The organism is Pontibacter roseus DSM 17521, assembly GCF_000373265.1.
In the GTDB taxonomy this organism is placed as follows: domain Bacteria; phylum Bacteroidota; class Bacteroidia; order Cytophagales; family Hymenobacteraceae; genus Pontibacter; species Pontibacter roseus.
In genome coordinates this window covers 1-13,453 of the sequence record NZ_KB890768.1, presented here as the reverse complement: position 1 = coordinate 13,453, position 13,453 = coordinate 1, and the positions used below count along the sequence as shown (strand labels likewise).

Here is a 13,453-nt window from a genome sequence, read left to right as displayed (position 1 = left end):
ATAGCACCTGGGCCCTCTCTTTTTGTGCTCCTCTTAGGGCTGACACCTACAGAGCCGGCAGCACTTTTGCCCGTACCTCACCAAAGCCAATACGAACACCACCGCGCTCGGCAAACCCGCGCATGATGACGGTGTCGTAGTCGTTGATGAACTTGCGTTCAGTGCCGTCAGAGAGTCTGATTGGCTCCGAGCCACGCCAGGTAAGCTCCAACATAGACCCGTAGGAAGTCTTGTCAGGTCCGCTGATGGTGCCAGAGGCGTACATATCGCCTACCTGTATGTTACAGCCGTTGCTGCTCTGGTGGGCCAGTTGCTGGTTCATGTTCCAGTACATGTACTTGAAGTTGGAACGGCAGATGCTGTTCTCCTTCCCATCCTCTGGTTTCAGCAGCACCTCCAGGTTGATATCGTAGTTGCGGTCGCCGCTGAACTCCAGGTATGGCAGCGGTCTTGGGTCTTGCACCGGACCTCTCACACGGAAGGGCTCCAGCGCATCCAGTGTAACCACCCAGGGAGAAATGGAAGAGGCAAAACTCTTGGCCAGGAAAGGCCCAAGCGGCACGTACTCCCAAGTCTGCATGTCACGGGCCGACCAGTCGTTGAACAGCACCAGCCCGAAAATATAGTCATCTGCCTCGTTTGGGGTAATCATGTCACCTAGCCTGGTTTCACGACCGGTGATAAAGGCGACCTCCAGCTCAAAGTCGAGCAGGCGGGATGGGCCAAAAGTAGGCGCGTCCGCATCCGGTGCTTTGGTCTGGCCATTCGGGCGGCGAATGTCTGTACCCGAAACCACAATGGAGGAGGCGCGGCCATGGTAGCCAATAGGCAAGTGCTTCCAGTTGGGGAGCAGCGCGTTCTTCGGGTCACGGAACATGGTGCCCACGTTGGTGGCATGCTCAATGCTGGAGTAAAAGTCGGTGTAGTTGCCCACCTTCACTGGTAGCAGCATCTTTACCTCGCTCATCTTAATCAGGCACTCCTGCATGAGTCGGCTGTTGCCGCTTATCTCGTCGTTGTCGTTGCGGAGCAGCTCAGACACCCGGTTGCGCACGGCGCGCCACTTGGATTTGCCCAAGGCGATGAAATCATTCAGGTAGGGGCGATGGAAAACAGTTGGGTCAATGTCGAGCAACTCGAACAGGTTGTGCTGCGCGACAGCGTATAGGTCCAACACATAGTCACCTATGGCCACTCCCACGCGCGGGTCCCTGGTGGCCGATTGGAAGATACCAAAAGGAAGGTTCTGTATCGGGAAATCGCTGTGCGGGGCAATCTCTATCCAGGAGTGTAAGGTTGGGTCGTTGGCTTTTATCATAGCATGCAGAAATCATGATTGTGAACAAATATATGGATTTTGGAGCGGAAGGGAAAGCGGTACAGGCAGCCAAACCCATCCATCTATACCTGAAGCATAGGAGAGGTATAGAACCTTTAACTGTGCGGCTATAATGAAAATGAAAAGGCAGGCGCTGAGTAATCAGCGCCTGCCTTTTAAGGTATGGGAAAGCCTATTGTTAGGGTATGGCAGTCACATTCACCGCCTCAACCGACCTGATTTCTGGAACGGCCTTCAATACGGACTGCTCCACGCCGGCCTTCAAGGTCATGGTAGACATAGGGCAGGAGCCACAGGCGCCCAACAGTTCCAGTTTAAGTACCATCTCATCGGTTACTTCGAGCACCTTTACGTTTCCGCCGTCAGCTTCCAGGTAAGGCCTGATTTGGTCAAGGGCATCCTCGATGCGAAGTAAAAAATCGTTGTCAACGTTTATGGCTGCCATCAGTATTAGCTTTTAATTTCTACGGTCTTAGTTTTGGCTAAAGTGGCGTTACGAACAGATACCTGCTGCGCGACAGCCTCGGCCAACTCCTTGAAAACACCGGACGCTGGAGAATCGTTCTGTAAAGCCACCGGAGTTCCTGCATCGCCACTTTCGCGGATGCTCTGCACCAGCGGTACCTGGCCCAGTACGGGCACATCAAACCTTTTGGCCAGATTCTGGCCGCCTTCCTGACCAAAGATGTAATACTTGTTCTCGGGAAGTTCGGCAGGTGTGAAGTAAGCCATATTCTCGACCACGCCCAGCACCGGCACGTTGATTTGCGGCTGGCGGAACATCTGCAAACCCTTTTGAGCATCTGCTATGGCCACCTTTTGTGGGGTGGTCACAATCACGGCTCCGGTCACTGGCAGTACCTGCACCATGGTCAGGTGGATGTCGGAGGTGCCGGGAGGCAGGTCGAGGAGCAGGTAATCTAGCTCGCCCCACTCCACATCAGAGATGAACTGCTTCAGAGCGGAACTGGCCATTGGCCCTCTCCAGATAACGGCATGGTCAGGAGGCGTGAGGAAACCAATGGACATCAGCTTCACGCCATACTTCTCCACGGGTATGATGTAGTTCTTGCCGTGGTCACCCTGCACCATCTGCGGGCGCTGGTCTTCCACACCAAACATGGTAGGTATAGACGGTCCGAAGATATCGGCGTCAATCAGGCCTACGCGGGCGCCTGACTGCGCCAGCGCGATGGCCAGGTTGCTGGTGACGGTAGACTTGCCTACGCCGCCCTTGCCGGATGCCACGGCGATGATGTTCTTCACACCAGTCAGCACCTCGGAGTTGCCGGCACGGCCGGAAGTCACGCGCGAGGTCATGTTCACCGTCACGTCCGCTTCTTTGTCCACCATGGTATGGATGGCACGGATACAAGCGTTGCGAATCAGGTCTTTGAGTGGGCAGGCCGGCGTGGTCAAAATAACGGTGAAACTCACGTTCTTGCCATCCACCTGCACGTCCTCCACCATGTTGAGCGTCACCAGGTCCTTGCCCAGGTCCGGTTCCTCCACATAGCTGAGGGCTTTTAATATATCTTCTTTTGTGATTGCCATAGTTGAAATACTAGCTGTTAAGCCTTACAAAGATACGAACAAAAAACTCTAGAAACAGCACATATTCCTAGTTTGCATGGCAAGTAGGATGGGGACAGTAGGAGAGGGATTTTAGAGAAATATGGCTGGCCCATGCAACGCATTCCTACCTTGGTGGGTCTACCAGGTATAGCGCATCCTAAATCAGAAGCTCATGAAAAAGCTGTTCCCCCATTGCCTTAAATTCGGGTTATACCTCTTCTTGCTGCCTCTCCTGCTGGCAGTCTCCTGCCTGAAACAGGAGGGGGAGGAGGCTGTTCCTGTTGACCTGTTTGGGAAGTGGAGTCTGGTAACAATCGGATATACAGACAAGGCAGACCTGCCACCACCACAGGACACGCACGTCTGGGTTGAGTTCAGCAAGGAACGGCCGACTTCAGGTCAGCATCTGGCTGGAGACTATACCTACTGGCTCAACGGCCAGGCAGCCCCTAACCATTACTTCGGGGGCTTCAGGACCAGCGGCCTGGGCAGCGAAGGCTCCATACGAACCGGTGAACTGGCGACGACAGAAATAGCCAGCACCAGAATGATGGATACGGCGTTCGAAAGAGAATACTTCAGGCTGCTGCCCCAAGCGAAATCCTACACTATCCAAGGCAACACCCTCACGGTGCTTTGCCGGGAGGGGGAGAAGCTGGTGTATAACAGACAGCTACCTGAATAAATCGCTCCTTAAGTTGTCCTAGTAATAGGTTATAGTTTGTTTCAATGCAAAGGACGGCTAGCTAGAGCAGCAAGAGTGAAACCAGGTATAGCAATACCTGTAGGGCTGCCATCGATTCAAAATAAAAGTCCCGGCTATACCCTGTGGCTATACCTGCAACCGTTATATTTGTATTCCTCCAAGTATAGCACCCATGTCCTTAATCCCGAAAGAAACAGTTGACCAAATCCTTGCCCAGGCCGATATCACGGAGGTGGTGGGGGATTTTGTGTCGCTCAAGAAAAAGGGACAAAACCTCTGGGCCTGCTGCCCTTTCCACCACGAGAAGTCGCCTTCCTTTTCTGTTTCGCCGGCCAAAGGCATTTACAAGTGCTTCGGCTGTGGCAAGGCGGGCAACTCGGTGCAGTTCATCATGGATGTGGAGGGCACCAGCTTTCCGGAGGCGCTCAAGTACCTGGCCAAAAAGTACGGCATCGAGGTGCCGGAGGACCAGCCGAGCCCGGAGTACGCCCGGGAGCAGAGTGAGCGGGACAGCCTCTACATTGTCTCGGAATTCGCAAACAAGCATTTTCAGCACGTCCTGCACCACCACGAGCAGGGCAGCATCGGCCAGTCGTACCTGAAGGAGCGAGGCCTGACCAATGCGACTATCAAGAAGTTTGAGCTGGGGTATAGCGTAGACGCCTGGTCTGACCTGACGGACGCGGCGCTGAAGGCAGGGTATAAGCAGCAGTACTTGGAGGCCACCGGGCTGACCATCGTCCGGGAAGACGGCAAGAAATACGACCGCTTCCGGGGCCGCGTGATGTTCCCAATTCACAACATCTCGGGCCGCGTCATCGGCTTCGGCGCCCGTACCCTCAAATCCAACGACAAGAAAAGCCCCAAATACCTCAACTCCCCGGAGTCGGAAATATACCACAAGAGCAATGTACTGTACGGCATGTACCAGGCGCGTCAGGCCGTGCGCATGCAGGACATGTGCTACATGGTGGAAGGCTACCTGGACGTGCTGTCCCTGCACCAGGGCGGCATCGAGAATGTGGTCTCCTCCTCGGGTACCTCGCTCACCGAAGGTCAGATAAAGCTCATCGCCCGCTATACCCAGAACATCACGGTGTTGTATGATGGTGACGCGGCAGGTATAAAAGCCTCCCTGAGAGGTATAGACCTGATTCTGGAGAATGGCCTGAATGTGAATGTGGTTACCTTTCCGGCTGGCGAAGACCCTGACTCCTACATCCGAAAGGTGGGCGACGAGGCGTTCAAGGCCTATGTGCAGGAGCACGCGCAGGATTTCATCTCCTTCAAGACCAGCCTGTACGCCGAGGAAGCGAAAGGTAACCCTGTGAAGAAGGCCGAGGCGATACGCGAAATCGTGACCTCCATCTCCAAAATCCCGGACCCCATCAAGCGGACGGTGTTTTTCCAGAGCTGTAGCCTGATTTTTGGGATTGATGAGCAGCTGCTGATTTCGGAGTACAACAAAATGCACCTGCAGGACCGGCAACAGCAACAGCAGCTCCGTTCTGGCAGCCTCGCCGATTTTGCCGAGGCCGAATATTACGAGCAGGAAGAGGCAGAAACGGCCAAGCCGGTAACAGAAACCGATAGCCTGAAGCGTTACGAGCGTGAGATTGTGCGCATGCTGCTCAACTACCCCGACCGGATTCTGGTGGATGGGCAGAACACCTGCCAGTACATGCTGGAGCAGCTGGAAGATGTGGAATTCAGGACGCCGCTTTACGCCCGCCTGGTGGAGGTGGTGAAGTCAAAGTTAAACCAAGGGGCTATACCTTCGGCCGATGACTTCATCAACTACCCGGACCAGGAAATCCGGACAGAGGCCACCAACCTGCTCTCTGACCCCTACGAGCTCAGCCATAACTGGGAAACCCATCAGATTTACGTGCCGCACGAGTCCGATTTGCTGCCTTACGGAGCCGAGCGGGCCGTACTGCGCCTCAAGTGGCGCAACGCGCAACTGCTCATGAAGGCCGAGATGGAAAAGCTCCGCCTCGTGACCGACCCCACCGAACAAGACCGCGTGCTCCACGTCATCCGCAGCCTCAAAACCTTTGAAACCCAGATAGGGGAGCTACTGGGGATTGTGGTGAATAAGTAGATTTAGGCTTCGCCCGATGCTTTCATAAGGTTGCGTTTAATTCTGCTGAGCAAAAAAGCTGTTTTAATCTTGCGAGTCAGATTTCCGATTGGGTTGTACAGTATAGACAGCCCCAAATGTTTAATGAACTTTCTACCTAAGTCTTGCTGTGAATACATTAACCCTTCAGCCTGTAGTAAGTGTATTTCGGAGAGCAGGACTCTAATTTCTTTCTTACTCGGCATCTTCACACCACTCAGTTGTCTCCTCTGAATAGCATTTTTTACTGCTATCAACTTAAAGTCCCTAGAGCGTACATAGTTATCAAAGCCCTGGGACACACCTCTAGGCCATATCCGATAGTAGTACAATGGTTCATTTATATAAACCACATCTCCAACTTCTTCTAATTTATAATATAAATCTTGGTCACTACCTAAGGTTAAATTCGGGTCAAAACCGGAGGTTTTGTCATAGGCTTCACGCTTGAATGAAGCAAAAGCAGAGATTTTATTTTCTAGGAGGTTATTAAATAATACTGGGCCAGCTTCTTGACATATCTCACAGATACTCATGTCTGGGCTACAACGGTACATGTTAGTGAATACAACACTTGCATTGGGGCTGTGCATGTGAGCCTGCATTACTTTTTCTACAGCTTCAGCATGCAACATGTCGTCAGGGTCACAAATTGCTACAACTTCTCCTGAAGAATTAATGACGCACAGATGTTTAGCCCTCGGCAAGCCGATATTATCACTAAGATGCACTAATTTATATTTCTTTGGGTCTTGCACATTAGCTAAGTAGTCGTTTATAACAGCCAATGAGTTATCTGTTGACCCATCATCTACAATTACTACTTCCCAATTAGTATATGTTTGTTGCTCTATTGAACCTAAAGCTTGAGTTAAAACATCAGCGTGGTTGTAGTTTGCGACAACAATTGAACACTTCATGGCAGTGGGTGATAATGGTTTCTGAGTTTTAAGCTTGTAAAAATAGAGAATATTTCCATTCAAGGAGTGCTTTCAACTAAAGCCCCTCCGATTGTGTTATGAAATAAGACGGCAATGCGGGTTAAACTTTTTACCTTTGCAGCGCATTTCATAGTATAAACAATCAACCTGCTATAAACCAATCGGTTAGGTAGGGATATGGAGTAACATATGGAGACTAATTCACTGGAGCCAATCAAGCTCGATTCAATAGAGGAAGCCATCGAGGACATCCGGCAGGGGAAAATCATTATTGTAGTAGACGATGATGACCGCGAGAACGAGGGCGACTTCATCTGTGCCGCCGAGATGGTGACACCCGAAATCATCAACTTCATGGCAACGCATGGCCGCGGCCTCATCTGCTGCCCTCTTACCGAGGAGCGTTGCGAAGAACTGGGCCTGGAACTGATGGTAGGCCGCAACACGGCGCTGCACGCCACGCCTTTCACGGTTTCCGTTGACCTTATCGGCCACGGCTGTACAACCGGCATCTCCGCCTCTGACCGCGCTAAGACTATACAGGCACTTGTAGACCCCAACACAGACCCCCATTCCCTTGGCAAACCGGGTCACATCTTCCCGCTGAAGGCTAAGAAAGAAGGCGTCCTGCGCCGCGCTGGCCACACCGAGGCGGCCGTTGATTTGGCAAAGTTGGCTGGGCTGGCTCCTGCCGGGGTGCTCATCGAGATTATGAACGAGGACGGCACGATGGCCCGCCTGCCTGATTTGGTGAAGGTGGCCGAGCGATTCAACCTGAAGCTCATCTCCATAAAAGACCTTATTGCCTACCGCCTGAAGAAGGAAAGCCTGATTGAACGCGAGATAGCCGTGCAATTGCCTACTGACTTCGGTGACTTTGACCTGTATGCGTTCACGCAGCGCAGCAACGGCGCCAAACACCTGGCGCTGGTGAAAGGAACCTGGGAAGAAGGCGAGCCAGTGCTGGTGCGCGTGCACTCCTCCTGCGTGACCGGTGATATTTTCGGCTCCTGCCGTTGCGACTGCGGCCCACAGCTGCACGAAGCCATGCGTATGGTGGAGCGCGAAGGGAAGGGCGTAATTGTGTATATGAATCAGGAAGGCCGTGGCATTGGTCTCATCAACAAGCTCAAAGCCTACAAGCTGCAGGAGCAGGGCCGTGATACCGTAGAGGCAAATCTGGAACTGGGCTTCGGGATGGATGAGCGCGACTATGGCGTGGGTGCCCAGATTTTGCGCGATTTAGGCGTGACAAAGATGCGCCTCATCACCAACAACCCAAAGAAACGCACTGGCCTGATTGGGTATGGCCTGGAGGTGGTGGACAATGTGCCCATCGAAATTGCCCCAAATACGCACAACCAGAAGTACCTGGCTACCAAGCGCGACAAGTTAGGACACGAAATCCTGAAAAGCACCCCCATTCAATAATTCTATACCTGGGAGCTATACCTTTGGCAGAGCCCGTGATTCAGTATCACGGGCTCTGCCTTTTTTGTGCCTGTACACCAAGGGTTTATGGTAGAAATTTTAACATGATATTTGTATACCTCGACTACTGTAGCTCGTTATACCTAAAGGATAACTTTTTGTGCTACAACAAGTTGGAGTATGTAAATATTGTATTTAAGAGATGTAATTAGAATCGCGTATGAAGAAGTTACTTACGAAAGGTACTGCAAGGCCAGTCATGCTGCTTTTGCTTTCTTTCTGGCCACTGTTCGCCCATGGGCAGTACAGAGATGGCTACGACGTGCAGGAATGGCATCATGGCAGAGTCATATTGGCCTCTGGAGACAGCCTGGAAGGCGCTGTGGTATACCACCCCAACATGGATGTGGTGCAGGTAGAGGCGAAGGATGGAGCCGTTAGTTCATTCTCGCCGGTCAACGTGAGCCACTTCATAGTAAGAGATACGCACAGCGGTAAGCCTCACATCTTCAGGTCGCTTTTCTGGAACCAGGGCCAAGTGGACAGTGACTTCAAAAAGCCTGTGTTTTTCGAGCAGCTCAACCATGGCACCATCAGCCTGATTAAGCGGCAGATTGTCAAGGGTAAGAATGACAGCTATGCAGGTGCTAACGGTGTGGAGAATTACAATGCCTTAGGTCAATCCATATCGGAGGAGTACAAAGAGACGTATTACGCCCTGCTCCCGGATGGGGAAATAGTCACACTCCGGAAAATCCAGCGGGACCTGCACCGGCTCTTCGGGGACAAGTCTGACGTGGTACGGAAATTCGCTAGGTCCAATAAACTCGACTATAACAAGCCGCATGAACTGGTCACCATCGTCAACTACTTCAATACATTGTAATTCAGGCCAAGGCTATAAGTCACGCAACCGAAGCAGCAGGTAAGAGAGCAGCAACAGCAACCCGATGTAGAGCATGGCTGGCACGGTGGCCCAGGCCGGCGAGAGCATCTCGGTAGGGGAGGTGAGTTGGTCAAGCACTTCACGGCCCGGCATAGGCGTCAGGCTGCTAAACACCTTCATGGGCAAGTACTTGTCGATGCGGTCAGGCAGCTGGTAGTGTATGACAGGCTCCACAATTTTGGACCACGCCAGAAAAGCGATGATGGCCAGACCGCTTTTTCGGAACAGGAAAGCGAAGAACATGGCCAGCGCCATATACCCTACCGACTGCACAAAGAAATAGGAGAGGTGGTCGATTTGGCCCAGTACGGCGCCCATACCTCTTTTGACACTGAAGAGCAGGCCAAACGTCAGGCCGAGCGCCAGCAGAAGCAAGGTGCTGAACACAGCCAGCGCCAGCACCACGTAGAACTTGGACAGCACCGCCTCCGCCCGCGAGAGCCCATCTATCACCTGCTGCCGTATCGTCCTGAAACTGTACTCATCCGTGATAAGCACAATCACCAGTATACCTAGCAGGAGGTTGAAAAAATACGCGATGTAGGTAAACCGCTCCCAGAGCCCCGGGAACTGGTACATGGAGGCTCCCATGGACTGGCCGCCCAGCATCACGTTGCGGCTAATGTAGAGCACCAGCAGAAGCAGCAGCATGTATATCGCCAGTATGCCCCAGAACGTACGGTAGGGGAATATCTTTCGGAACTCGGTTCGTAGCAGGTTCATGTCAAGCGTCTTTTTTAATGATTTCCAGAAACTGCGCCTCCAGGCTCTTGCGGCGCACCAACAACTGTGAGAGCACGATGCCCTGCGCAAACATATCGCGGTTGAGGTCGGTGCTGGTATAGCCTTCGGTCAGGGTCAGTGTAATACAGTCCTTTTCCTGTGCGAACTGCACCACGTAGGGCAGCCGCTCCAGTAGTTGCAGCACCGGCGCCAGGTTCTCGGCGCTGATTAGCAGGTGGTCGTGGGCAGACAGGATATTGCTCACTGGTCCGTTGGCTTTGAGCTTTCCGGCCTGCAGCACGGCTACGTGTGTGCATACCTTCTCCACTTCGTCGAGCAGGTGGCTGGCCAGCACAATGGTCTTGCCATGGGAGGCGATGCGCAGGATGAGGTCCCGGACTTCGGCTATACCTTGCGGGTCCAGGCCATTGGTGGGCTCATCAAGCACAAGCACTTCCGGGTCGTTGAGCATGGCGGCGGCTAGTGCCAGCCGCTGCTTCATGCCCAGCGAGAAGCCCTTATAAGTGGTATGGCTGCGGGTGCCCAAACCCACCATGTCCAGCATCTGATTGATGTTTTTCGGGTCCGCGTTCTTGATATCGGCGACGACCTGGAGGTTGCGCTTGGCAGTGAGGTATGGGTAGAAGTTCGGCGTCTCGAGCAGGGCACCCACCCGTTGTTTCGTCTCTTTACTGATGGATTTCCCAAACCACAGGAAGCTGCCGCCACTAGGCCGGATGACGTCCAGCACCATACCCAGTGTGGTGGTCTTGCCGCTTCCGTTGGGGCCGAGCAGACCATAGATGCTGCCTTCCTCCACCTGCAGTGTCAGGTTATCGAGCGCCTGCAGGCTGCCGTACCGCTTCGAGAGTTTGTCTGTTTGTAATACTGTCGCCATACCTTAGGGTGTTCAGTTCAGGGGCCACTGCAGCAGCGGCATGGACAAATATAGCCTTTTTATGATATGGTTTTGCCAAAGTTCCTGCCGAACAAGGCCAAGTTGAATCTGCCAGAAGTTGATTACAGCTTCAGAATAGAGGCGGCTATACCTGAAAATGCTGGCTATGGCAACTTCCTATACCTGGTGTCATCGCTTTTAAAGCCGGGAAATAAACAGTACCTTTTATGACAGTTTTGGCATCTTGGGCAGCAGCGAAACCAATTAGTAGATGGAGTTTTCGGAAGCAGATTATCACAAGAAAGAGCTCAGCATGACAGCCGGCGAAGCGAACGTTTACGCCCTGGCCTTTATGCTGCCCATCCTGCTGCTCTACATACCGGCGTATGTGCTGCTTTGGCCGGAACAATTCTCCATGCAGCACATCGGGGAACTGGTGCGTACGCACCGGATGGTGCTTTACTTCTCCGGCCTAATCGGGTTGGGAGTATTTGTTGTGGGGGCTGTGGTACACGAGCTGCTGCACGGCTTCACTTGGGCTATCTTCTGTAAAAACGGGCTCAAATCCATCCGGTATGGCGTGCATTGGAAGGCGCTGACACCGTACTGCCACTGTACGGAGGTGCTGCCGCTGAAGCAATACGCTATGGGCGGCATGATGCCCGGACTGGTGATGGGGCTGCTCCCAGCACTGGCAGGTATAGTCACGGGACATTTCCTGCTGTTCCTGTTTGGGCTGTTCTTCTCGATGGCCGCGGCTGGCGACCTGCTCATTCTTTGGATGCTGCGCCACCAGCGGACCACTGACCTTGTGCAAGACCACCCAGAGAAAATCGGTTGCTATGTGCTCACCCCGGTATAGGACCGGGTATACCTGTCAGGCAGGCTGAGGCGGCAGTAGGTATTTTCTAGACTATAAGCTATATTTAAGCTATCCAATAGTAAAGTGCACCTGTTGCTTTGCTGATAAATCGAATAGAAAAAATACATGAAAATGAGACATTTATACGGCAGCCTGGCCTTGGCAGCCCTGCTTGGATGCGGCACACCCACGCTAGCACAGGAGTACAAAACGCTGCATGAGAAAGCCATCGTGGTGGATACGCACAACGACGTGCTCATCTCGGTGTTAGAGGGACTGCGCCTGGAGGATGACCTGAGCGGCAAAACGCACTCTGACCTGGCCCGTTTCAAACAGGGCGGCGTGGATGTGCAGATATTCTCGGTATGGAGCGACGAGACCTATGGCAAGGGCAAAGGCTTTGATTTCGCCAACCTGCAGATTGATTCCCTGAACGCAATTGTGAACCGTAATCCGGACAAGATGATGCTGGCCAGAACGCCGGACGAGGTGATGCAGGCGGTGCAGCAAAACAAAATGGCGGCTATGATTGGTCTCGAGGGCGGGCACATGATTGAAGACAACCTGACGTACTTGGAGGAACTCCACAAGCGCGGCACCAGCTACATGACCCTCACCTGGAACAATTCCACCTCCTGGGCTTCCTCCGCCATGGATGAGGCCAGCGGAAAACTGCCGAAATCAAAAAAAGGCCTGAACAAGTTCGGTAAGCAGGTGGTGCGCAAGATGAACGAGCTGGGCATGATGGTGGACCTGAGCCATGTGGGCGAACGCACGTTCTGGGATGCCATCAAGACCACCACTAAGCCTGTAATCGTGTCGCACAGCTGCGTGCACAGCTTCAACCCACACTTCCGCAATCTGAAAGACGACCAGATAAAGGCGATCGGCAAGAACGGCGGCGTGATTCACCTTAACTTCTTTTCCGGTTTTCTGGACCCGGATTACGACAAGCGCATGAGCGCGTTCCGCGCAAACCACAAAGCTGAGGTGGACTCGCTCCGGAAGCTGAACAAAAGCTCTATCGAGGTATACGAGTGGGCGATGGCCCATTATCCTGAAGAGGCAGCCACCCTGCGTCCGCCGCTCTCGCTGCTGCTTGACCACCTGGACCACATCGTGAAGCTGGTAGGGGTGGAGCACGTGGGTCTCGGCTCCGATTTTGACGGCATCACCTCCACGCCCAAGCAGCTCGACAGCGTAGCCGATATGCCTGTCATCACCAGAGAACTGCTGGCCAGAGGGTATAGCGAAGAAGACATCAAGAAGATACTAGGTGAGAATTTTATGCGTGTGTTCAGAGCGAACGTGGGAGCCTAAGCAGGTATAGCAGGCTTAAACACAAAGAGGTCAGGCTCCTCTATGAAGCCTGACCTTTTTGTGTGTCTCGGAATTTAGCTGTTCCTGGTCGAACCACCCCTGGCCCTCCTTGTCTATGGAGGGGAATCCTTTGTACGAATCTCCACAAGTAAAAATACGCATGTTGTCATTCCGACGAAAGGAGGAATCTCACGCCCTAGTGGCCGCGCATCCAGCGCCAGCGCAGATACGACTTTTCTGTGAGAGCAACAAGGGAAGGATACCGAGGAAAACGCTAGGTGTAAACGTACTCACATGTCTCACCTCCAGTTCCCGCTGCGCTCGCACCGGAAGTGGGTATGGTAACAGATTCCTCCTTTCGTCGGAATGACAATACCGGTATAGGTTTAGCCGTCAGGTATAGCGTTAACACCCCTCTTACTCCCCTCAAGGGGAGAGTTTCCGCGGCAGCTACAGGGCAACAGCCTTGGCCAGGCGCACCTTCCGGCGCTCCACTGTTCGAGCGGTCAGCGAGTTTGGAGCGTCTTGACTTTTTTGCTTACTTTTTGTGTCAAGACAAAAAGTGAGGCCCGCCCGGCCAGGGCAAGCTA

General features: G+C 53.1%; 12 protein-coding genes. 6 read left to right on the top strand and 6 right to left on the bottom strand.

The features are described from left to right. Positions 1–46: 46 nt before the first annotated feature. The 3 genes from fahA to B051_RS0118180 all read right to left on the bottom strand — a co-directional run bounded on the left by fahA (position 47) and on the right by B051_RS0118180 (position 2,893). A complete protein-coding gene (gene fahA, locus B051_RS0118190; protein ID WP_018479657.1) occupies positions 47–1,318 on the bottom strand; it encodes a fumarylacetoacetase in 1,272 nt (423 codons plus the stop codon). A gap of 199 nt (positions 1,319–1,517) precedes the next feature. Beyond that, on the bottom strand, positions 1,518–1,784 hold the full coding sequence (locus B051_RS0118185) for a NifU family protein (RefSeq protein ID WP_018479656.1): 267 nt from the start codon (positions 1,782–1,784) through the stop codon (positions 1,518–1,520). Between the two features lie 5 nt (positions 1,785–1,789). Further along, positions 1,790–2,893: an Mrp/NBP35 family ATP-binding protein gene (locus tag B051_RS0118180; protein WP_018479655.1), complete on the bottom strand. Its 1,104-nt coding sequence runs from the start codon at positions 2,891–2,893 to the stop codon at positions 1,790–1,792. A 193-nt stretch (positions 2,894–3,086) separates the two neighbouring features. Here B051_RS0118180 and B051_RS0118175 point away from each other — a divergent pair, with 193 nt between their 5' ends. Next, positions 3,087–3,599 (top strand): META domain-containing protein, encoded by a 513-nt coding sequence (locus B051_RS0118175; protein WP_018479654.1) that lies wholly within the window; start codon positions 3,087–3,089, stop codon positions 3,597–3,599. Between the two features lie 193 nt (positions 3,600–3,792). Continuing rightward, positions 3,793–5,724 carry a DNA primase gene (dnaG, locus tag B051_RS0118170; RefSeq protein WP_018479653.1) on the top strand — a complete coding sequence of 644 codons (1,932 nt, stop codon included), beginning with the start codon at positions 3,793–3,795 and terminating at the stop codon, positions 5,722–5,724. Positions 5,725–5,726: 2 nt separating this feature from the next. Here the strand turns inward: dnaG and B051_RS0118165 are convergent, their stop codons facing one another. Continuing rightward, positions 5,727–6,662: a glycosyltransferase family 2 protein gene (locus B051_RS0118165; protein ID WP_018479652.1), complete on the bottom strand. Its 936-nt coding sequence runs from the start codon at positions 6,660–6,662 to the stop codon at positions 5,727–5,729. 210 nt (positions 6,663–6,872) lie between these two features. Here B051_RS0118165 and B051_RS0118160 point away from each other — a divergent pair, with 210 nt between their 5' ends. Together B051_RS0118160 and B051_RS0118155 are read left to right on the top strand one after the other, a co-directional pair. Next, a complete protein-coding gene (locus B051_RS0118160; protein WP_018479651.1) occupies positions 6,873–8,114 on the top strand; it encodes a bifunctional 3,4-dihydroxy-2-butanone-4-phosphate synthase/GTP cyclohydrolase II in 1,242 nt (413 codons plus the stop codon). Between the two features lie 220 nt (positions 8,115–8,334). After that, positions 8,335–9,000, top strand: a complete 666-nt coding sequence (locus B051_RS0118155) for a hypothetical protein (protein ID WP_157579072.1) — start codon at positions 8,335–8,337, stop codon at positions 8,998–9,000. Positions 9,001–9,012: 12 nt separating this feature from the next. On the opposite strand, the gene B051_RS0118150 is transcribed toward B051_RS0118155, so the two are convergent. Then, the gene (locus tag B051_RS0118150) at positions 9,013–9,783 is read right to left on the bottom strand and encodes an ABC transporter permease (RefSeq protein WP_018479649.1); all 771 of its coding nucleotides are present in this window, start codon (positions 9,781–9,783) and stop codon (positions 9,013–9,015) included. Between the two features lies 1 nt (position 9,784). Beyond that, positions 9,785–10,681, bottom strand: coding sequence for an ABC transporter ATP-binding protein (locus tag B051_RS0118145; RefSeq protein WP_018479648.1), 897 nt, complete (start codon positions 10,679–10,681; stop codon positions 9,785–9,787). Positions 10,682–10,952: 271 nt separating this feature from the next. On the opposite strand from B051_RS0118145, the gene B051_RS0118135 reads away from it, so the two are divergent. Together B051_RS0118135 and B051_RS0118130 are read left to right on the top strand one after the other, a co-directional pair. Then, the gene (locus B051_RS0118135; RefSeq protein ID WP_018479646.1) at positions 10,953–11,543 is read left to right on the top strand and encodes a DUF3267 domain-containing protein; all 591 of its coding nucleotides are present in this window, start codon (positions 10,953–10,955) and stop codon (positions 11,541–11,543) included. Positions 11,544–11,675: 132 nt separating this feature from the next. Further along, a complete protein-coding gene (locus tag B051_RS0118130; RefSeq protein WP_245539661.1) occupies positions 11,676–12,863 on the top strand; it encodes a dipeptidase in 1,188 nt (395 codons plus the stop codon). Positions 12,864–13,453 lie beyond the last annotated feature (590 nt).